The 20364-nt window shown below is 58.9% G+C and carries 21 protein-coding genes; 11 read left to right on the forward strand and 10 right to left on the reverse strand.

The genetic code is table 11. The features are described from left to right. Positions 1-53 precede the first annotated feature (53 nt). From ACIOMO_RS13715 to ACIOMO_RS13740, 6 genes are all read left to right on the forward strand, one after another. Entirely contained in the window at positions 54-968 is a 915-nt protein-coding gene (locus ACIOMO_RS13715) for an ABC transporter permease subunit (RefSeq protein ID WP_053116796.1), read from the forward strand. Between the two features lie 3 nt (positions 969-971). Continuing rightward, positions 972-2273: a high-affinity branched-chain amino acid ABC transporter permease LivM gene (gene livM / locus ACIOMO_RS13720; protein WP_401241317.1), complete on the forward strand. Its 1302-nt coding sequence runs from the start codon at positions 972-974 to the stop codon at positions 2271-2273. Continuing rightward, on the forward strand, positions 2270-3142 hold the full coding sequence (locus tag ACIOMO_RS13725; protein WP_053116798.1) for an ABC transporter ATP-binding protein: 873 nt from the start codon (positions 2270-2272) through the stop codon (positions 3140-3142). Before livM ends, ACIOMO_RS13725 begins: the two co-directional genes overlap by 4 nt. Next, positions 3139-3855: an ABC transporter ATP-binding protein gene (locus tag ACIOMO_RS13730; protein WP_053116799.1), complete on the forward strand. Its 717-nt coding sequence runs from the start codon at positions 3139-3141 to the stop codon at positions 3853-3855. Before ACIOMO_RS13725 ends, ACIOMO_RS13730 begins: the two co-directional genes overlap by 4 nt. Before the next feature lie 916 nt (positions 3856-4771). After that, positions 4772-5536: an SDR family oxidoreductase gene (locus ACIOMO_RS13735; RefSeq protein ID WP_053116811.1), complete on the forward strand. Its 765-nt coding sequence runs from the start codon at positions 4772-4774 to the stop codon at positions 5534-5536. Positions 5537-5713: 177 nt separating this feature from the next. Beyond that, positions 5714-6619, forward strand: coding sequence for a cation diffusion facilitator family transporter (locus tag ACIOMO_RS13740; protein ID WP_401241321.1), 906 nt, complete (start codon positions 5714-5716; stop codon positions 6617-6619). A 238-nt stretch (positions 6620-6857) separates the two neighbouring features. Here ACIOMO_RS13740 and ACIOMO_RS13745 read toward each other — a convergent pair whose 3' ends face one another. The 7 genes from ACIOMO_RS13745 to ACIOMO_RS13775 all read right to left on the reverse strand — a co-directional run bounded on the left by ACIOMO_RS13745 (position 6858) and on the right by ACIOMO_RS13775 (position 12069). Beyond that, positions 6858-7991, reverse strand: coding sequence for an AGE family epimerase/isomerase (locus ACIOMO_RS13745; protein ID WP_401241324.1), 1134 nt, complete (start codon positions 7989-7991; stop codon positions 6858-6860). A gap of 163 nt (positions 7992-8154) precedes the next feature. Then, positions 8155-8727: a HupE/UreJ family protein gene (locus ACIOMO_RS13750; RefSeq protein ID WP_401241327.1), complete on the reverse strand. Its 573-nt coding sequence runs from the start codon at positions 8725-8727 to the stop codon at positions 8155-8157. Positions 8728-8754: 27 nt separating this feature from the next. After that, positions 8755-9369 (reverse strand): urease accessory protein UreG, encoded by a 615-nt coding sequence (gene ureG, locus ACIOMO_RS13755; protein WP_053116815.1) that lies wholly within the window; start codon positions 9367-9369, stop codon positions 8755-8757. 11 nt (positions 9370-9380) lie between these two features. Continuing rightward, positions 9381-10055 (reverse strand): urease accessory protein UreF, encoded by a 675-nt coding sequence (locus ACIOMO_RS13760; protein ID WP_401241328.1) that lies wholly within the window; start codon positions 10053-10055, stop codon positions 9381-9383. Next, positions 10052-10552, reverse strand: coding sequence for an urease accessory protein UreE (gene ureE / locus ACIOMO_RS13765; RefSeq protein WP_053116817.1), 501 nt, complete (start codon positions 10550-10552; stop codon positions 10052-10054). Before ureE ends, ACIOMO_RS13760 begins: the two co-directional genes overlap by 4 nt. Positions 10553-10850: 298 nt before the next feature. Next, complete coding sequence (locus ACIOMO_RS13770; RefSeq protein ID WP_064117221.1) at positions 10851-11483, reverse strand: TetR family transcriptional regulator; 633 nt, start codon at positions 11481-11483, stop codon at positions 10851-10853. Between the two features lie 169 nt (positions 11484-11652). Next, positions 11653-12069, reverse strand: coding sequence for a hypothetical protein (locus tag ACIOMO_RS13775; protein ID WP_053116819.1), 417 nt, complete (start codon positions 12067-12069; stop codon positions 11653-11655). Positions 12070-12454: 385 nt separating this feature from the next. On the opposite strand from ACIOMO_RS13775, the gene ACIOMO_RS13780 reads away from it, so the two are divergent. Beyond that, on the forward strand, positions 12455-14530 hold the full coding sequence (locus ACIOMO_RS13780) for an AsmA family protein (protein WP_401241330.1): 2076 nt from the start codon (positions 12455-12457) through the stop codon (positions 14528-14530). A gap of 298 nt (positions 14531-14828) precedes the next feature. On the opposite strand, the gene ACIOMO_RS13785 is transcribed toward ACIOMO_RS13780, so the two are convergent. Both ACIOMO_RS13785 and ACIOMO_RS13790 read right to left on the reverse strand, forming a co-directional pair. Further along, positions 14829-15362 carry a bacterioferritin gene (locus ACIOMO_RS13785; protein ID WP_134175811.1) on the reverse strand — a complete coding sequence of 178 codons (534 nt, stop codon included), beginning with the start codon at positions 15360-15362 and terminating at the stop codon, positions 14829-14831. 90 nt (positions 15363-15452) lie between these two features. Beyond that, on the reverse strand, positions 15453-16382 hold the full coding sequence (locus ACIOMO_RS13790; RefSeq protein ID WP_401241332.1) for a LysR substrate-binding domain-containing protein: 930 nt from the start codon (positions 16380-16382) through the stop codon (positions 15453-15455). Positions 16383-16491: 109 nt separating this feature from the next. On the opposite strand from ACIOMO_RS13790, the gene ACIOMO_RS13795 reads away from it, so the two are divergent. The 3 genes from ACIOMO_RS13795 to ACIOMO_RS13805 all read left to right on the forward strand — a co-directional run bounded on the left by ACIOMO_RS13795 (position 16492) and on the right by ACIOMO_RS13805 (position 18406). Beyond that, entirely contained in the window at positions 16492-17130 is a 639-nt protein-coding gene (locus ACIOMO_RS13795; RefSeq protein ID WP_212549836.1) for an FMN-dependent NADH-azoreductase, read from the forward strand. After that, a complete protein-coding gene (locus ACIOMO_RS13800; RefSeq protein ID WP_053116824.1) occupies positions 17131-17436 on the forward strand; it encodes a multidrug efflux SMR transporter in 306 nt (101 codons plus the stop codon). It abuts the gene before it with no gap. 91 nt (positions 17437-17527) lie between these two features. Then, on the forward strand, positions 17528-18406 hold the full coding sequence (locus ACIOMO_RS13805) for an alpha/beta fold hydrolase (RefSeq protein ID WP_401241335.1): 879 nt from the start codon (positions 17528-17530) through the stop codon (positions 18404-18406). 122 nt (positions 18407-18528) lie between these two features. On the opposite strand, the gene ACIOMO_RS13810 is transcribed toward ACIOMO_RS13805, so the two are convergent. Next, complete coding sequence (locus ACIOMO_RS13810; protein ID WP_401241338.1) at positions 18529-19416, reverse strand: DMT family transporter; 888 nt, start codon at positions 19414-19416, stop codon at positions 18529-18531. Positions 19417-19512: 96 nt separating this feature from the next. Here ACIOMO_RS13810 and ACIOMO_RS13815 point away from each other — a divergent pair, with 96 nt between their 5' ends. Next, the gene (locus ACIOMO_RS13815) at positions 19513-20295 is read left to right on the forward strand and encodes a helix-turn-helix transcriptional regulator (protein ID WP_053116827.1); all 783 of its coding nucleotides are present in this window, start codon (positions 19513-19515) and stop codon (positions 20293-20295) included. Positions 20296-20364 lie beyond the last annotated feature (69 nt).

The raw sequence follows: 20364 nt of genomic DNA on the forward strand, positions 1-20364 counted from the left end.
AGAAGAGCCGCACGTCCACAGGCGTGCAGGTTCTCACTGCGTGAGATTGCGTTATGGATGGTATTTTCCTGCAGCAACTGGTCAACGGCCTGACCCTCGGGTCGGTCTATGGCCTGATCGCCATCGGCTACACAATGGTCTACGGCATCATCGGCATGATCAACTTCGCCCACGGCGAGGTTTACATGATTTCTGCTTACCTGGCGGCAATCAGTCTGGCTCTGCTGGCGTACTTCGGTATCGAATCTTTCCCGCTGCTGATGCTCGGCACACTGATCTTCACCATCGTCGTCACGGCGGTGTATGGCTGGGTCATTGAGCGAGTCGCTTACAAACCCCTGCGCAACTCCACCCGACTGGCACCGCTGATCAGCGCCATCGGTATCTCCCTGATTCTGCAAAACTACGCACAGATCGCTCAAGGCGCGAAACAACAAGGCGTGCCAACCTTGCTGACTGGCGCGTGGCGTGTCGACATCGGCACCGGTTTCGTGCAACTGACTTACACCAAAGTCTTCATTCTGGTGGCCGCGTTCGTCGGCATGGGCGTACTGACCTACATCATCAAGTACACCAAGCTCGGGCGCATGTGCCGTGCCACTCAGCAAGACCGCAAAATGGCCTCGATTCTGGGGATCAACACCGACCGCGTGATCTCTTACGTGTTCATCATCGGTGCAGCCATGGCGGCATTGGCCGGTGTGTTGATCACCATGAACTACGGCACGTTCGACTTCTATGCCGGCTTCATCATCGGCATCAAGGCATTCACTGCTGCGGTGCTCGGCGGTATCGGCTCTCTGCCCGGTGCGATGCTCGGCGGGATCATTCTCGGGATTTCCGAGTCGCTGTTCTCCGGCCTGGTCAACTCCGACTACAAAGACGTGTTCAGCTTCTCGCTGCTCGTACTTGTTCTGGTCTTCCGGCCGCAGGGCCTGTTGGGCCGTCCTCTTGTGTCGAAGGTGTAAGCGATGTCTTCAACCACTAAAAAAACCATCGATATCAAAAAAAGTCTGGTTGAGGCGGTTCTTGCCGGCCTCATTGCCCTGATCGTATTCGGGCCGATTGTCGGCGTCGTCCTCGACGGTTACAGCTTCAACCTCGAATCGACCCGTGTGGCGTGGATCATTGGCGTTGTCATGATCGGCCGGTTTGCCCTCAGCCTGTTCTTGCAAACCCCCAAAGGCCTGAAAATTCTCGACAGCTTCGAGAGCACCGGGTCGGGTGTGCATGTGCTGCCGGCCGATCACAAATCAAGCCTGCGCTGGATCATCCCGCTGCTGATTGTGCTGGCCGTCATCGTGCCGTTTGTTTCCAACTCCTATTTGCTGGGCGTGGTCATCCTCGGGTTGATCTACGTGCTGCTGGGGTTGGGGCTGAACATCGTGGTCGGTCTGGCCGGTCTGCTCGACCTCGGTTACGTGGCGTTTTATGCCATCGGCGCCTACGGTCTGGCGCTCGGTTATCAGTACCTCGGTCTGGGCTTCTGGACGGTGCTGCCGCTGGCGGCGATCACCGCGGGCCTTGCCGGCTGCATTCTCGGTTTTCCGGTACTGCGCCTGCACGGCGACTATCTGGCGATCGTGACCCTGGGCTTTGGTGAAATCATTCGCCTGATCCTCAACAACTGGTTGTCGCTGACTGGCGGCCCGAACGGCATGCCGGCGCCACTGCCGACGTTCTTCGGTCTGGAGTTCGGCAAACGAGCGAAGGATGGCGGGGTGCCGTTCCATGAGTTCTTCGGCATCGCCTACAACCCGGACGTGAAGTACTACTTCATCTATGCGGTGTTGTTCCTCGTGGTATTGGCTGTGCTCTACATCAAACACCGTTTGGTGAAGATGCCGGTCGGCCGTGCCTGGGAAGCCCTGCGTGAAGACGAAATCGCTTGCCGCTCGATGGGCCTCAACCACGTGCTGGTCAAGCTTTCCGCGTTCACCATTGGCGCGTCGACGGCGGGTCTGGCCGGTGTGTTTTTCGCCACCTATCAAGGTTTCGTTAACCCGACCTCGTTCACTTTCTTCGAATCGGCACTGATCCTGGCCATCGTCGTCCTCGGCGGCATGGGCTCGACCATCGGCGTGGTGATTGCAGCTTTCGTGCTGACCGTCGCCCCGGAACTGCTGCGCGGCTTCGCTGAATATCGCGTGCTGCTGTTCGGCATCCTGATGGTGTTGATGATGATCTGGCGACCACGCGGGCTGATCCGCATCAGCCGTACCGGGGTCACTCCACGCAAAGGTGCCATTCACTATGAGAGGACTGCGCCATGAGTGAAGTCGTACTCTCTGTTGAAAAACTGATGATGCATTTCGGTGGCATCAAGGCCTTGAGCGATGTCAGCCTGAAGGTCAAACGCAACTCGATCTTCGCCTTGATCGGCCCTAACGGCGCTGGCAAAACCACGGTGTTCAACTGCCTGACCGGTTTCTACAAAGCCTCCGGCGGCAAGATCGAGCTCAACGTGCGCGGCCAGCAGACCAACGTCATCCAGTTGTTGGGCGAGTCGTTCAAAGCGTCGGATTTCGTTTCGCCGAAATCCTTCCTCAGTCGCATGTACTACAAGATGTTCGGTGGCACGCACCTGGTGAACCGTGCGGGGCTGGCGCGGACATTCCAGAACATTCGTCTGTTCAAGGAAATGTCGGTGCTGGAAAACCTGCTGGTGGCCCAACACATGTGGGTCAACCGCAACATGCTCGCCGGCATTCTCAACACCAAGGGCTACCGCAAGGCTGAAAGCGACGCGCTGGACGTTGCCTTCTACTGGCTGGAAGTGGTCGATCTGGTGGACTGCGCCAACCGTCTCGCCGGTGAACTTTCCTACGGTCAGCAACGCCGTCTGGAGATTGCCCGGGCCATGTGCACGCGGCCGCAGATCATCTGCCTCGACGAACCGGCCGCCGGCCTCAACCCACAGGAAACCGAAGCGCTGAGCGCGATGATCCGGCTGCTGCGCGACGAGCACGATCTGACCGTGGTGCTGATCGAACACGACATGGGCATGGTAATGAGCATTTCTGACCACATCGTGGTGCTGGATCACGGCATCGTCATCGCCGAAGGCGGGCCTGAAGCGATTCGAAATGATCCGAAAGTGATTGCGGCGTATCTCGGCGCCGACGAAGAGGAACTGGTATGACGCAACCGATCCTCGAACTCAAAAACCTCGACGTGTTCTACGGACCGATCCAGGCGCTCAAAGGTGTTTCGCTGCAGATCAACGAGGGGGAAACCGTCAGCCTGATCGGCTCTAACGGGGCCGGTAAATCGACGCTGCTGATGTCGATTTTCGGCCAGCCGCGTGCAGCCGGCGGGCAGATCATTTATCAAGGCGTCGACATCACCCAGAAGTCCTCGCACTACATCGCTTCCAATGGCATCGCGCAGTCGCCGGAAGGACGGCGGGTGTTCCCTGACATGACCGTCGAGGAAAACCTGTTGATGGGCACCATCCCGATTGGCGACAAGTACGCCAAAGAGGACATGCAGCGCATGTTCGCGCTGTTCCCGCGACTGGAAGAGCGGCGGACGCAGCGGGCGATGACCATGTCCGGTGGTGAGCAACAGATGCTCGCGATTGCCCGGGCGTTGATGAGCCGACCGAAGTTGTTACTGCTCGATGAACCGAGCCTGGGCCTCGCGCCGATCGTGGTGAAGCAGATTTTCGCGACCCTGCGGGAATTGGCGAAAACCGGGATGACGATTTTCCTGGTCGAGCAGAACGCCAACCATGCGCTGAAGCTGTCGGATCGGGCGTATGTGATGGTTAACGGCGAGATTCGCCTGACCGGTACCGGCAAAGAGTTGCTGGTGAATGAGGAGGTGCGTAACGCCTATCTGGGCGGGCACTGATTCTTCGCACGTTTTACACAGCCCCGGCGACGCAAGTCCCGGGGCTTTTATTACCCACAATTCCCTGTAGGAGCTGCCGCAGGCTGCGATTTTTTGATCTTAAAAAACAACATCAAAAGATCGCAGCCTGCGGCAGCTCCTACAGGGAAAACGATTGTTCCGTCAAATTGTGGAAAACAAATCCGGCAAGCTACCAAAGCGCGACATAAAGACGCTGCAAATGGCTGTTTTTCCACAGTTTTGACTTGTCCCCGTTTGCTGTGGAGCTGGCTGTGAATAACGTGGGTGTATCTGGCTGCAGGCCTTGTAAGCCGTGGCTTGCAAAGGTGTGGTTGTTTTTTGATCAGACGCTTTTGCCTGAGCGAGAGGCGCCAATGTCAACCTTTTTATAAGGCTGCTAACGCAGTCGATATGCAGTGCGCCTGCCTGTGGATAAGTCTGTGATTAAACTCTGGAAAGACCTCGCTAAGCACCGTAATTGCTGGCCTCGCGCAATCACTGTGTCGACCGCTTGGTCGTGCAAAATGCCATGTCCCGCACATCTGCCGCTTCAGGGTCAAGCAAAAAACTTTCTATTTCCCCCGCAAAGCCTTGTGCGGCGCGGCTTTGCGCGTTTCCACTTGCCCCCGGAAACTGTGGAAGGGACTGTGGATAACATGCGCGCACATGGCTACAGGCCACGCCCTGTGTGGCGTTCCTACGGTTGATCATTTTTTGAGCTGAATCCGTCCGTGTAGGAGCTGCCGAAGGCTGCGATCTTTTGATTCTGGTTTTTAAGATCAAAAGATCGCAGCCTCGTTGCACTCGTCAGCTCCTACACATGGGTGGGTGTTGCCCGTGAGTGCAGGGCCGGGCATGCTGCTGGCTGATTTTCTATTCCAAGGGCTGCCTCGGTAGCCGAAGCAAGGAGAACACGATGTCCAACACCCTGTTTATCACCGGCGCAACGTCCGGTTTTGGTGAAGCCTGCGCCCGCCGTTTTGCCGAGGCTGGCTGGAAACTGGTGCTGACCGGTCGTCGTGAAGAACGCCTTAATGCACTGTGCGCCGAATTGTCGAAGCAAACCGAAGTGCACGGTCTGGTGCTCGATGTGCGTGATCGCAAGGCGATGGAAGAGGCGATTGCCAATCTGCCGCCGTCGTTCGCCAAGCTGCGTGGCCTGATCAACAACGCCGGTCTGGCGCTGGGCGTTGATCCTGCGCCGAAGTGCGATCTGGACGATTGGGACACCATGGTCGACACCAACGTCAAAGGCCTGATGTACGCCACGCGTTTGCTGCTACCGCGTTTGATCGCCCATGGCCGTGGCGCCGGCATCGTTAACCTCGGTTCGATTGCTGGTAACTACCCGTACCCGGGCAGCCATATCTACGGCGCGACCAAGGCGTTCGTTAAGCAGTTTTCGTTGAACCTGCGTTGCGACTTGCAGGGCACCGGCGTACGGGTCAGCAACATCGAGCCGGGGCTGTGCGAGAGCGAGTTCTCGCTGGTGCGTTTTGCCGGCGATCAGGAGCGTTACAACGCGACCTACGCCGGTGCCGAGCCGATCCAGCCGCAGGACATCGCCGAAACGATTTTCTGGGTGATGAATACGCCGGCGCACATCAACATCAACAGCCTGGAATTGATGCCGGTGAGCCAGACCTGGGCTGGCTTTGCGATTGAGCGGAACAAGGCTTAATACCGCGTTATCGTTCTTCGCGAGCAAGCCCGCTCCCACATTTTGAAATGTATTTCCCTGTGGGAGCGGGCTTGCTCGCGAAGAGGCCAGAACTGGCAGTACAAGGCTTTGAGGTAAACTCCCCTCGCAACAACCCAACCGCACCCCGCGGTTTTCAAGGTTTTTCGAGGAGTCAAAGTGAGTAACCGAGGTGAGCAGTCGCTGCTCAAACAATCGACCATTCTGATGTTCGCCGTGGCGATCGCCGGGATCGTCACCGGTTTTGTTTCTGGTTCGCAATCCATCCTTTTTGATGGTTTTTTCTCACTGATCGCCACCTTCATCAAAGTCCTGATGCTGATCACTGCCAAGTTGATCGCCAAGGAAAGCAATCACCGCTTCCAGTTCGGTTTCTGGCATCTGGAGCCGATGGTGCTGCTGATCGAAGGCAGTTTCCTGCTGTTGATCGCGATCTATGCGTTTCTCAACGGTGTGTTTGGCATCATCAACGGCGGTCGTGAGATCGAGTTGGGGCTGGTGATTATTTACGCCGCGGTGTTTACCGCGGTCGAGTTCGCCTATTTCTTCTACGTCCGGCACCGCAATCGCAAGCTCAAATCGACCCTGATACAGTTCGACAACATCAGCTGGCTGGTGGACGCGATGCTGTCTGTGGGCCTGTTGATCAGTTTCCTCGCAGCGCTGCTGCTCAAGTCCCAGGGTTATGGGCAGTGGGCGGTGTATGTCGACCCGCTGATCCTGATCGTGCTGGCGCTGACCATGTTGCCGCCGGCGTTCAAGATACTGGGGCCGGCGTTACGCGATGTATTGGGGATAGCGCCGGACACGCTGGATGATCAGGTGCGTCAGGTGATGGAAGAGGCGAAGGCTGAGCATGGTTTCGACGATTACGTGTCGTACGTGCAGAAGCACGGACGGGCGCGGTTTATCGAGATTCATGTGGTGTTGCCGGCGGACTATGCACTGAGCCATGTCGGGCAGCTGGACGCGTTGCGCGAGGAAATTTCGGCGAAGCTGGGCAAGCCAGATGCGGCGCGGTGGCTGACTATCAGCTTTACCGGCGACAAGAAGTGGATTGCCTGATGTAACCCTGATTGCTGTTGAGAACAGATTTGTGATGCAGGGGATTTAGGTAGAGAAGGGATTTACTGTAGAGAAGGGATTTATTGTGGCTAGGGGATTTATTGTGGCGAGGGGATTTATCCCCGTTGGGCTGCGCAGCGGCCCCGCTTTTTATCAGGGCCGCTTCGCGCCCCAACGGGGATAAATCCCCTCGCCACAGTAGATCTCCTCAGCACATTGGACTACGTTTGCCATGAGATCAGCGCAAATATTCAGCCAGGCCGCTATAGCAAGTCGCAAGGTGATACGGCGTAGTCGAAGGCATGTCCTTGCGACTCACCTCACCCAACTCATCCCGGCATTCATGCCAGCCACCCGCATGCAGAAACCGCTGCTGCAACGCCTGCAACTGACGCACCACCACCGCCTCGCTGCCCTGACGCAACGTCAGCGCGCGCAAATATTCTGCCTGCGCCCAGATTCGTTGAGTCGAATCCTTCGGCTGCCCATCCTGCCGCAGATCGAGCATCGCCCGCACCGCGCCTGACGGCTGTTCCACGCCATGCTGCTCAGTAAACGCAAACGCGCGATCCAGCGCCGCGTGCAGCTTCGAACCGCGCAACAACGGCGACGACTCGAGCAGGAAATACCATTCGAACTGATGCCCCGGCTCGTACCAGTTATCCACAGCCCCCAGCGGTTTCTCCATCAACACGCCATATTGCGGATCGACGAAGCGCTTGTGCATGGCTGTGCATAACTCCAGCAACGCGGTTTGGGTCTGGGCATCTTCGCGAACGGCGAGCGTGGCGAGGAAGGCTTCGGCCAGGTGCATCAACGGGTTTTGCAAAGGGCCGGTTTCGAGGGTGATCCAGTCGCGATTCAGGCACGCTTCGTACAACCCATCACCGGTGGCAAAGCGCCGACCAATGATTTCCAGCGCCGCATTCAACGTTGACTCGACCAGCGGATCGCCGGATTTTCCCCAGTAGTGCGCGCAGGCAAAAAGGATGAAGGCGTGGGTGTAGAGATCCTTGCGCTGATCCAGCGGCTTGCCTTGCGCATCGATGCTGTAGAACCAGCCGCCGTGGTCGGCATCGTGGAAGTGCCGTTGCAACGAGCGGAACAGCGCCGCCGCGCGAACCTCTGCGTTATCCACAACCCCGATCAGACTGGAAAACAGATACAACTGCCGCGCGCACGCCATCGCGCGATAGCGTTGAGGTGGCAAGGGTTGATGCGCGGCGTCCAGCGCCTCGTACGGCAGCGCCATGTCGGCGTTCCAGCCCGGGCCTTGCCAGAGGGGCACGATCACGTTGACGAAGTGCTGTTGCACAGCGCCGAACAGGGCGGTCAATTCAGGCAGGGAGGTGGAGCGGGAAGCGTGGGGCATGGGTGGGCGTCGTCACGGGCTGGGGCGATTGCGCGACATGGTAGCAGAGAGCATCAGTCGGGTGACGAACCTGTAGGAGCTGCCGCAGGCTGCGATCTGTTGATCTGGCTTTATAAAGTCAAAAGATCGCAGCCTGCGGCAGCTCCTACAGGAGATCAGGCGTTTAGCCGGCCAGTAGCCAGGCGCCGGTGATTGCCGAAGCCGCACCTGCAAGACGCACCAACGGTGCAGCAGCTTGAGGCAGGAAACGCACTACGGCATAACCCGCCGCATGCAGTGCAGCCGTCGCCGCTACAAAACCAGCCGCATACGCCCACGGGCTAGTCATATCCGGCAATTCCAAGCCATGCGCGACACCATGGAACAACGCAAACACCGCCGTCGCCACCACCGCCATCACCAACGGCGGACGCACGGCCAATGCCACCGCCAGACCCAGCGCCAGCACCGACGCAGCAATCCCGCTTTCCAGCGCCGGCAGTTCCAGCCCTTCAAACCCGAGCAGGCCGCCCATCAGCATGGTGCCGACAAACGTGCACGGCAGCGCCCAACGCGCCGCGCCTTGTTGCTGCGCCGCCCACAAACCGACGGCAACCATCGCCAACAAATGGTCGAGACCGCCGATCGGGTGGCTGATACCAGCGATCAAGCCACTGTCGCCGTGGCCCGGGTGGGCGAAGGCCAGCGCCGGGGTCAGCAGCAGCGCCACGGCGCCGAGAATGCGTTTAAGTGTCATGAATAAGCTTCCTTGTTGATAAATAAATCAGGCCGCGGTCAGCAGGCCCTGGCGTTCGATGAAGGCGATGATGGCTTCCAGACCCTGACCGGTTTTCTGGTTGCTGAAGACGAACGGCTTGCCGTTGCGCATGCGTTTGGTGTCGCTGTCCATCATCTCCAGCGAGGCGCCCACCAGCGGCGCCAGGTCGATTTTGTTGATCACCAGCAGATCCGATTTGCAGATCCCCGGCCCGCCCTTGCGCGGCAGCTTGTCGCCGGCGGAAACGTCGATCACATAGATAGTCAGGTCGGACAGTTCCGGGCTGAACGTCGCCGACAGGTTATCGCCGCCCGACTCGACGAGAATCAGATCCAGCCCCGGGAAGCGCCGGTTCAGTTGATCGACCGCTTCAAGGTTGATCGAGGCGTCTTCGCGGATTGCCGTGTGCGGGCAGCCGCCGGTTTCCACGCCGATGATGCGCTCCGGCGCGAGGGCTTCATTGCGCACGAGGAAATCGGCATCTTCGCGGGTGTAGATATCGTTGGTGACCACGGCGAGGTTGTAGCGCTCGCGCAGGGCCAGGCAGAGGGCCAGGGTCAACGCGGTTTTGCCGGAACCGACCGGGCCGCCGATGCCGACGCGCAGAGGTTGTGTGTTCATGAATGTTTCTCCTAGGAGCGAAAGAGGCGGCTGTACTGGCGCTCGTGGGCCATGCACGCCAAGGACAGGCCGAACGCGGCGCTGCCGATGTGTTCGGGATTGATTCGGGTCGCGTCCTGCTGTGCCTGTTGCAGTAACGGCAGCAATTCGCTGGTCAGGCGCTGGGCGGCTTGCTGGCCCAGCGGCAGGGTTTTCATCAGCACCGCGAGCTGGTTTTCCAGCCAACTCCACAGCCACGCGGCGAGGGCGTCTTGCGGGCTGATGCCCCAGGCGCGTGCAGCCAGCGCCCAGCACAAGGCCAGATGCGGTTCAGTGCATTGATCGAGAAAATCACGAGCAGGCGCGTCGAGCTCCGGCAAACCGTTGAGCAGTTGCTGCAACGAGTAGCCCATCTGCCGGCTCTCCAGATGCAACTCGCGAGTCTCGCGGCTGGCGCGATGGCTTTCGCAGAGGATCAGCAACTCGCTCCAGTTTTCATCCGCCGCCGCCTGGCAATGCGCAAGCAACAACGGCGCCTCAAAGCGCGACAGGTTCAACAGCAACTGATCGCTGATCCAGCGGCGGGCGTCGTCCGGGTTTTTCACCCGGCCGTTATCCACCGCCATTTCCAGGCCTTGCGAATAGCTGTAACCGCCAATCGGCAACTGCGGACTGGCCAGGCGCAGCAGCGCCCAGGCCGGATTCACAGGCGTACGCCGAACTGATGGAGTTTCGGCGCGTAGTTGAAGTCTTCGTCGCCGTGTCGTGAATGGTGGTGGCCGCCGCCATAAGCACCATGTTCCGGCTGGAACGGTGCTTCGATGGCTGAAACCTGCGCGCCCAATTGTTCGAGCATCGCCTTGAGTACGTAATCATCGAGCAGACGCAGCCAGCCGTCACCGACCTGCAGGGCGACATGGCGGTTACCGAGGTGATAAGCGGCGCGGGTCAGTTCGAAGGCGTTGGCGCAGGTGACGTGCAGCAACTGCTCGGGGCGGGCGCAGACGCGGACGATGCGGCCATCTTCAGCCTGTAGGCATTCGCCGTCATACAGCGGCGGTTGGCCACGCTCCAAAAACAACCCGACGTCTTCACCTTCAGCACTGAAACAGCGCAGACGGCTTTTGCTCCGCGCTTCGAAGGTCAGGTGCAACTCGGCGGCCCAGACGGGTTGAGGGTCGATTCTGCGGTGAATCACCAGCATCGGAAAACTTCCAGCTATGGACAATGGTTGCTCTAGAGCAAGGGGCTTGCCAATCGGACGAGATGTAGGAAATCCCTGTCGGAGCGTAGTGGATGTTTCAAGATGTTGCGGAGATTTGGAAGGTTTTGGTGCATTAAGGTTTTTACATGCACCAAATGGAGGCCATGATGCTGCACCCCTGTAGGAGTGAGCCTGCTCGCGATGACGGTGTGTCATTCAACATATATTTGACTGATCAACCGCTATCGCGAGCAGGCTCACTCCTACAGGGGATTTATGTTTTTGAGAGAAGGGGTAATTACTCGGTACTGCCCAGGCCCTGCCAATGCTTCAGGCCGATAAAGATAAAACGCAGCTGCTGAGTGATCTTCGCCTGTGGCGTCAGATGCTCCGGCAGTGCTTCAGCGGGCGGGTCGATGATGTCGGGGAGGGTGGCGAACACCGATTTGACGATCAGATCAGCCATCACACTCAGGCCGGCGGCATCCAGATGCTGGAGCTTGGGCATCATCGTCAGATCCGATGCAAGGTCGGAGCTGATGTTTTCGCGCAACCGACCAATCGCCTGACGCACCGGCAGCGAACCACCGTATTGCTCGCGGGCGAGAAACAGAAATTGCGAGCGATTAGCGCTGACCACATCGAGAAAGATCCGCACCGAGGCATCGATAATGCCGCCCATGACGAATTCGTTGTGGCGCACCAGGCGGATGGTTTCGCGGAAGGTCTGACCGACTTCGCTGACCAGCACCAAACCCAGTTCGTCCATATCGGCAAAATGCCGGTAGAAACCGGTGGGCACGATCCCGGCGGTTTTGGTCACTTCGCGCAGGCTCAGGCTGCCGAATCCTCGGCCGCTTTCCATCAGGTGGCGGGCAGCGTCCATCAGGGCGTTGCGGGTCTGTTGCTTCTGTTCGGCGCGGGGCAGCATCGCAGGGTGTGTTCTTCGGCGGGACAAGCGCCGCACTCTAGCAAATCGGCTTTATCGGCGTCGAACGGCAGGACGGTGCAGCGGGGATTTTTGCGGGATGTTTTACCGGGGCCTGAAAAGTCAAAAGCCCAATCCGTCGATTGGGCTTTTTTTCTGGGCCACCATGGACTCAGCTCACAGCGCTGTTGCGTTCGATCACACGATCACCACCACCTTCGGCAACAGCCTGGCCTTGTGGGGTTTTGTCGTAGCCGTCTTCAACCAGGCCTTTTTCTTCGAGGCGGTTGCGACCGTTTTCGGCGACAGCCTGACCTTGAGGAGTTTTGTCGTAGCCATCTTCGACCAGACCTTTTTCTTCCAGGCGATCACGGCCGCCTTCTGCTACAGCTTGACCCTGTGGAGTTTTGTCGTAGCCGTCTTCAGCGAGGGTGCCTTTGGTGTGGTCGGAGCCGTCGGCAGCAACGGTCTGGCTGAACACCGAATAGCTGGTTTTTACTTGTGGCGTGGCTTGTTCGGCGGCAGGCAGAGCGAAAGCAGTGCTGGCCAGCATCGAGAGGGTAAGGCTAAGCAGTAATTGGCGTTTCATGATGGGTTGCTCCTTGGGAGGGCGATAAAGTGGGTACGAGGGCAATGCTACTCTCGATAAGTCGATATAAAAGTTCATAAACGCAATGGTAATAATCAACAGAATTGATTGTTCTGGCGGGAGGCTCTAGATCGGGCCTTTCAGAGCATCGGTTTTGCACCGAGGTGGGTATTTTCGACCCACTCGCGCCTCGCAAAAGTGCGGGTCGCGGTAACGCTGTTCGACTGATCGGTCAGAATTCACCCGGGTTTTTCCGTCTTAATCGGCTTTTCGGTTAAACCTGCGGGCCTTTTGCCAGTCACAGTTTTCATAGGGGCCGCTTTGGCCCGCCGTTTCAGCCGTTCACCGCGTTTTGGGTGAGGGGTCGTGATCAGGAGTTTTGTGCATGACGCGCACTGGAAAAATCTTCAGCTGGACCTTCGCCACCCTCGTGCTTCTACTGGCCGTGCTGGTATTGATCATCGTGTTCTTCGACTGGAACCGGATCAAACCGCCGCTCAACGCCAAAGTCTCGGAAGAACTGCACCGACCGTTTGCCATCAATGGCAACCTCGCGGTGATCTGGCAGCGCGAGCCGGATGAAGGCGGCTGGCGCGCCTGGGTGCCGTGGCCCCATGTGGTTGCCGAGGATTTGAGCCTGGGCAATCCGGACTGGTCGAAGAAATCGCAGATGGTCACCCTCAAACGTGTCGAACTGCGCATCTCGCCACTGGCGCTGCTGGCGCAACGCGTGGTGATTCCGCGAATCGACCTGACCGAGCCCAACGCCGATCTGCAACGACTGGCGGACGGCCGCGCCAACTGGGTGTTCAAGTTTGATCCCAAGGATCCGAATGCTGAACCGTCGAGCTGGGTGGTCGACATCGGCGCCATCGGTTTCGACAAGGGGCACGTCACCCTCGATGACCAGACCCTGAAAACCAATCTCGATGTGCTGATCGATCCGCTGGGCAAGCCGATTCCGTACAGCGACATCGTTGGCGACAAAGCGGCGAAAACCGCGCAGGACAAGGGCGGCGCGCCGCAGGACTACGCGTTTGCGCTCAAGGTCAAAGGCCAATACCACGGCCAGAACCTTACTGGCCAGGGCAAGATCGGCGGATTGCTGGCCTTGCAGGACGCGAGCAAACCGTTTCCGCTGCAAGCCCAGGCGAAGATCGGCGACACCCGCATCGAACTGGCCGGCACCCTGACCGACCCGATGAATCTCGGTGCCCTTGATCTGCGCTTGAAACTGGCCGGCGACAGCCTCGGCAATCTCTATCCGCTGACCGGCGTTACGTTGCCCGACACGCCACCGTATTCCACCGACGGTCATTTGATCGCCAAACTGCATGACGCTGCCGGCGCGAAATTCACTTACGAAAAATTCAACGGCAAGATCGGCAACAGCGATATCCATGGCGACCTGACTTACGCCGCTACCCAGCCGCGACCAAAACTCAGTGGTGCGCTGGTTTCCAATCAACTGCTATTCGCCGACCTTGCGCCGCTGATCGGCGCCGATTCGAATGACAAGCAAAAGGCCCGTGGCGGCGACAGCAAGCAACCGGCGGATAAAGTGCTGCCGGTCGAGGAGTTCAAGACCGACCGCTGGCGCGCGATGGATGCCGACGTCGAGTTCACCGGCAAGCGCATCGTCCACAGCGAGAAGCTGCCGTTCAATGACCTCTATACGCATCTGGTGCTCAACGACGGCGAACTGAGCTTGCAGCCGCTGCGCTTCGGCGTCGCTGGCGGCAATCTCGATGCACAAATCCGTCTCAACGGCCGCACCGAACCGATGGAAGGCCAGGCCAAACTCACCGCGCGCCGCTTCAAGCTCAAAGAGTTGTTCCCGACCTTTGAACCGATGAAGACCAGTTTCGGAGAGCTGAATGGCGACGCCGATATCAGCGGTCGCGGCAACTCGGTCGCGAAGCTGCTGGGCGGCGCCAATGGCAAGTTGAAGATGTTGATCAACGACGGTGCGATCAGCCGTGAGCTGATGGAGTTGGCCGGGCTTAACGTCGGTAACTACGTGGTTGGCAAAATCTTTGGCGACAAGGAAGTGAAGATCAACTGCGCGGCGGCGGATTTCGATATCAAGACCGGCCTGGCGACGACGCAGCTGTTTGTCTTCGATACCGAGAACGCGATCATTTATATCGATGGCACGGCGAACATGGCCACCGAGCAACTGGATCTGACGGTGACGCCGGAATCGAAGGGCTGGCGTTTGATTTCCCTGCGTTCGCCGCTGTACGTGCGCGGCAAGTTCATCAAGCCGGACGCCGGGGTTAAACCAGTGCCGTTGCTGTTGCGCGGTGCGGGGATGGTGGCATTAGGCGTGATTGCGGCACCGGCGGCGGGGTTGCTGGCGTTGGTGGCGCCGAGTGGTGGCGAGCCGAATCAGTGTGCGCCCCTGCTGGAGCAGATGAAGGAAGGGAAAGCCCCGGTAACGGTTAAACCCACTAAATAAGGGCAAGATCAAAAGATCGCAGCCTTCGGCAGCTCCTACGCCGATCGTTCCTACGCTCTGCGTGGGAATGCCTCTACGGACGCTCCGCGTTCGGCATTAAAAAGGCACGCAGAGCGTGCCGGGCTGCGTTCCCACGCGGAGCGTGGGAACGATCAGTTAATGCATTCTCATGTAGGAGCTGCCGAAGGCTGCGATCTTTGTGCTTTTGTTGCGGCCTCTTCGCGAGCAGGCTCGCTCCCACATTGGAATGCATTTCAAATGTGGGAGCGAGCCTGCTCGCGAAGGCGATTTATCGGGTTTAGAGGTCGTTCAGGATGTCGGCCATGTCATCGGCGTGCTCTTCTTCCTGCGCGAGGATGTCTTCGAAGATGCGCCGAGTGGTCGGGTCTTTCTCGCCGATGTACTGAATGATCTCGCGGTAGCTATCGATGGCAATCCGCTCAGCGACCAGATCCTCGTAAACCATCTCTTTGAGGGTATTCCCGGCCACGTATTGCGCGTGGGACATTTTCGACAGCAGGTCGGGATTGAACTCAGGCTCGCCGCCCAATTGCACGATGCGCTCGGCCAGACGGTCGGCGTGCTGGGCTTCCTGGGTGGCGTGCTCAAGAAATTCTTCGGCGGCCACATGGGCTTTGACGCCGTTGGCCATGAAATAGTGGCGCTTGTAGCGCAACACGCAGACCAGTTCGGTGGCCAGCGATTCGTTGAGCAAGCGCAGCACCTCCTCACGGTCAGCGCTGTAGCCTTCAGTTACAGCACCGTTCTCGACGTGTTGGCGCGCACGTTCGCGCAGTGTTTGAACATCTGACAGATGCAGGTCGTCGCTCATTTCGATCTCCAGGAGGCTAATCCGATGGGCGCCACGTTCTGCGGCCGTGGTCGCTACCCAAGTTGTGAGTCATGAGCGAAGCAAAAAGTTTTATGCAATTTGCGGCGTCCTCGGCGTCAGCCCCGACAACGCCGCCTCCTCGCGCAACCACGCAAAAAATGCGCGCACCGGCGGATGTCGTTCGCGGCCCGGCACACACAACGCGCTGTACCCGGCGCCATCGACCACAACGTCGGCTTTGTAAGGCACCAGCAGACCACTGGCGACACTTTCCGAGACCAGAATATTGCTCGCCAGCACCAGGCCTTGCCCGGCGATCGCCGCTTGCAGGGCGTAATGTTCTTCGTCGTACTCGCGGTTCGCCGGCGACTGTTTGAGCCAGTTTTCGCCAGCCTTTGCGCACCACGCTTGCCAGCCATGGGCGTAGAGCTTCGAGTTATGCCAATGCACGCTGATCAATGTTGGCGTGCGCCGCGCGGCCAGTGCCACTTGCTCCGGTGAGCCGTAGACGCCGAAGGATTCATCGAACAGGCACAAGCCATACAGGTTCGGATAGTCGTCGAGGCTGTAACGCAGCACCAGATCGACGCTGGCGTCCTGATGCAAATCGATGACTTCGCAATGGGTATCGAGGCGCACGTTGATGTTCGGATGCTGTGCATAAAAACGTCCGAGACGCGGCACCAGCCATAACGCCGCGAAGGCTGCGGTGGTCGACAGCGTAAGGCTGCTGACGCTGCGTTGCGGGCGCAGGGTGTCGACGCTTTGCGCCACTTCCAGCAGCGCGCCGTGCAGGCTGCGAAACAATCGCTCGCCACCCTCGGTCAGGCGTACCTGGCGCGGCAGGCGTTCGAACAGAGCAAGCCCGAGCCAATCCTCCAGCGCACGAATCTGATGGGAAATCGCCGTCGGCGTCACCGACAACTCTTCGGCGGCCGCTTTAAAGCTCAACAAACGTGAAGCAGATTCGAAAGCGCGCAGGGCGGTGAGCGGCAGCGAGGCGAACATTGAAAACTCCACGGATGAAATCAATTCATCCCGACTGATTTTTGCTCATTTGTTTAGACGTCATGGCGAGCTTCAAGCTGCAAGCCACAAGCCGTTTGATTCTAGTCCGGAGAATGTACAGATGAGCAAGATTCTTGTGCTGCATGCCAGTCCACGTGGTGATCGTTCCACTTCGCGCCGTCTGGCGGAAAGTTTTCTCAGCGCCTGGCAGGTGCGCCATCCGCAGGCTCAAGTCACTCGCCGTGAAGTCGGGCGGGCATTGATTCCGGCAGTCAACGAAGCGTTCGTCGCCGCAGCGTTTTACCCCGAGCCCGACAACCGGCCTCTGTCGATGCAGGCCGATCTGGCGCTCAGCGATCAACTGGTCGGCGAATTGTTCGATCATGATCTGCTGCTGATTTCCACGCCGATGTACAACTTCAACGTACCCAGCGGGCTCAAGGCCTGGGTCGATCAGATCGTGCGGTTGGGCCTGACCTTCGATCACACGCTGGACAACGGCGTCGCCCAATACACGCCGCTGTTACAGGGCAAGAAAGCCTTGATCGTCACCAGTCGCGGCGGATTCGGCTTCGGCCCCGGTGGCGAACTGGAAGCGCTGAACCACGCCGATCCATGGCTGCGCACGGCGCTGGGTTTCATCGGCATCAACGATGTCAGCGTGGTCGCCGCCGAAGGTGAAGAATCCGCCGAACGCACCTTCGCGGTGTCGGTGGCCGAGGCCGAGCAGCGTTTGCTCGACCTTGCCCGGGAGTTCTAGGTGGCCTGGGTGTTCCTGCTGATCGCTGCCGGTTTTGAAGTCACCTTCGCCATGGGCATGAAGTACGCCGAAGGTTTCACCCGGCTGTGGCCGTCGCTGATCACGGTGATCGCGGCGATCGGCGGGATTTACTTTCTGACTTTGGCGATGCGCGAGTTGCCGGTGAGTATTGCTTATCCGATCTGGACGGCCATCGGCTCGCTGGGCACGGTGTTCCTCGGTTTTGCCTTGCTCGGCGAGAGCCTGACGCTGGTCAAACTGCTGTCGGTGGGGCTGATTGTGGCGGGGGTGGTGGGCCTGAAGTAGGCTGGTCGATGAGTTGTCATCATCAGGGAGGATGCTTGGCGGGCGTTTTGCAGGCCTTGCATCCACTCACCGACCACAAGGATGTTTGCCCATGTCCACGCGTTATCCGCTGGTGCTGGTTCCGGGCATGCTCGGGTTTGTACGTTTAGTGCTCTATCCGTATTGGTACGGAATCATCAAAGCCTTGCGCCGTGGTGGTGCGACGGTGTTTGCGGTTCAGGTGTCGCCGCTCAATTCGACTGAGGTGCGGGGCGAGCAACTGCTCGCGCGTATCGATGAGATTCTGCGCGAGACCGGCGCGCAGAAGGTCAACCTGTTCGGCCACAGTCAGGGCTCGTTGACGGCGCGCTATGCCGCGGCGAAACGCCCGGATCTGGTGGCGTCGGTCACGTCGGTGGCGGGGCCCAATCATGGTTCGGAGCTGGCGGATTATCTGGAAAAACATTACCCGGCGGACAGCGCCAAGGGGCGTCTGCTTGAGGCGTTGTTGCGTTTTTTCGGGTTGCTGATGGCGGTGCTGGAGACCGGTTATCGCGGGCCGGGATTTCCGGTGGATGTCCATGCTTCGCACCATTCGCTGACCACGGCGGGCGTGGCGCTGTTCAACCAGCGTTATCCACAGGGCTTGCCGCAAACCTGGGGAGGGCATGGGCCGGAAGAGGTTAACGGCGTGCGTTATTACTCGTGGTCGGGGACGTTGCAGCCGGGCAAGACCGACCGCGGCGGCAATCTGTTTGACGGAACCAATCGCAGTTGTCGCTTGTTCGCGAAAACCTTTGTGCGCGAGCCGGGGCAGTGCGACGGGATGGTCGGGCGGTACAGCTCGCACCTTGGCACGGTGATTGGCGATGATTATCCGCTGGATCATTTCGACATTGTTAACCAGTCGCTGGGGCTGGTGGGCAAGGGCGCGGATCCGGTGCGGTTGTTTGTTGAGCATGCGGCACGCCTTGAGGCAGCGGGGCTTTAGGGGCGAACAACAAGATCAAAAGATCGCAGCCTGCGGCAGCTCCTACATGATGTTGAGGCGTTCACATAATTTGTGTCCGACACCCAACCTGTAGGAGCTGCCGCAGGCTGCGATCTTTTCCATCAGGCAACGCTGATTCGACGACCCAACACCGTCGTCCAACGCTCAGAAAGTATCACCCCACCCAACGTCAGCAACCCGCCCACCAAGTGATACATCGCCAACTGCTCCTTCAACACCACTGCCGCAATCAGCGCAGTAATCAGCGGCAGCAAGTTAAAGAACAATGTCGTCCGGCTCGGCCCCAGGCGTTGCACCGCCTGCATCCACGCCAACGGCGCAACCATCGAAGCCAGCAGGCACGCATACAACACCAGCGGAATGTTCTGCAGGGTCAAACCGGTTTTCGGCGAAGCGACATACAGCGGAAACAACACGACAATCGCCACCAGTACCTGCAAATACAGCAACACCAGCGGCGGTAAGCGCAGCTGCCATTTCTTCAGCAGCGTGCTGTAAATCGCGTAAGCCAGCGTCGCGATTAACATCATCGCATCGCCCATGTTCAGGCCGTGTTGCAGCAATGCGCCAAGGCTGCCCGACGACACCACCACCAGCACGCCAGCAAACGACAGCACCGCGCCGACCAGCGCACCGGCGGTCAGGCGTTGACCGAGGCTGATGATTGCCATGGCCAGCGACATCAACGGCATCAGCGACAAAATGATGCCCATGTTGGTCGCGGTGGTCAGGGTCGCCGCGAAGTAAGCGAGGCTCTGATAGACCGCCATACCCAGCACACCGAGGACAAAAATCTTGCCCAGGTTCGGACGAATCTGCGGCCAGTGCGCGATCACCGCTTTGAGCATGAACGGCGTGAACAACAACCCGGCGAGCAGCCAGCGATAGAAACCGATCTCGGCGGGGAAAATCGCCCCGACCGCCAGTTTGTTGATCACGGTATTGCCGGCCCAGATAAAAATCGCCAGCAGCGGAAACGCGTATTGCATGAGTTGAAACCAGTACATTGATGAGTCGCAATTATCCCTTGTCTGGATGCAGGCCTATACTTCGAACCGGACAACCTGCCTCTGAAACCGGACAGCATGAACAGTAAACACATCGATCTGCTGGATTTCAGCGAGCTGCCGTCGGCGGTGTACTTCCGTTATGCCGATTTCAACGCCCACGAATTCGCCGCGCCGCACCGCCATCCTTGGGGAACGCTGGAATACGCGGCGCACGGTGTGCTGCACATGGACGTCGACGGCAGTCGCTTCATGTCGCCGCCGCAATACGCGGTGTGGGTGCCGCCGCAGGTCGAGCACAGTTTTTACAGCCATCAACCGGTCAACTATCGCGCGGTGTGTCTGGATCCCAAGGTCTGCGCCGATCTGCCCCGACGCGCCTGCACGCTGGCGATCAGCGACATTCTCAAAGCGATCCTCAAGGACTTCGCCGCGCGCGATGTGAAAATTCCTCAACTCGATGCCGATCAACGACTGGCGCAGGTGTTGGTTGATCAACTGCAACAGGCGCCGGTGCACGAGTGTTATCTGCCCTACGCGAGCAGTCCGGGTTTGCTGGCGATCCTAGAAGCGTTGCAGGCCGAGCCGGGCAACAACCAACCGCTGGCGAATTGGGCGGCGCAAGTGCATGTCAGTGAGCGCACGTTGGCGCGTCAGTTTGTACGGGAGTTGGGGATGAGTTTCGGCGAGTGGCGTCAGCGTCTGCGTTATCTCGCAGCAATCGAGGCGCTGGAAGGCCAGCGCAGCGTTCAGGAAATAGCCTTCGATCTTGGCTATAGCAGTGGCTCGGCGTTTATCGCCATGTTTGCGCGACAGGCTGGTTGTACGCCGGAGCACTACCGGCGAAACAATATGTTTTGATTGGCCGGATTGTTGAGAGGCGAGCGGTTTTTCTCGCTTGCACCGTTGCAGTGAATGCGAAGTCTGCAC

This window comes from Pseudomonas sp. NPDC087804 (genome assembly GCF_044742965.1).
Taxonomy (GTDB): domain Bacteria; phylum Pseudomonadota; class Gammaproteobacteria; order Pseudomonadales; family Pseudomonadaceae; genus Aquipseudomonas; species Aquipseudomonas rustica.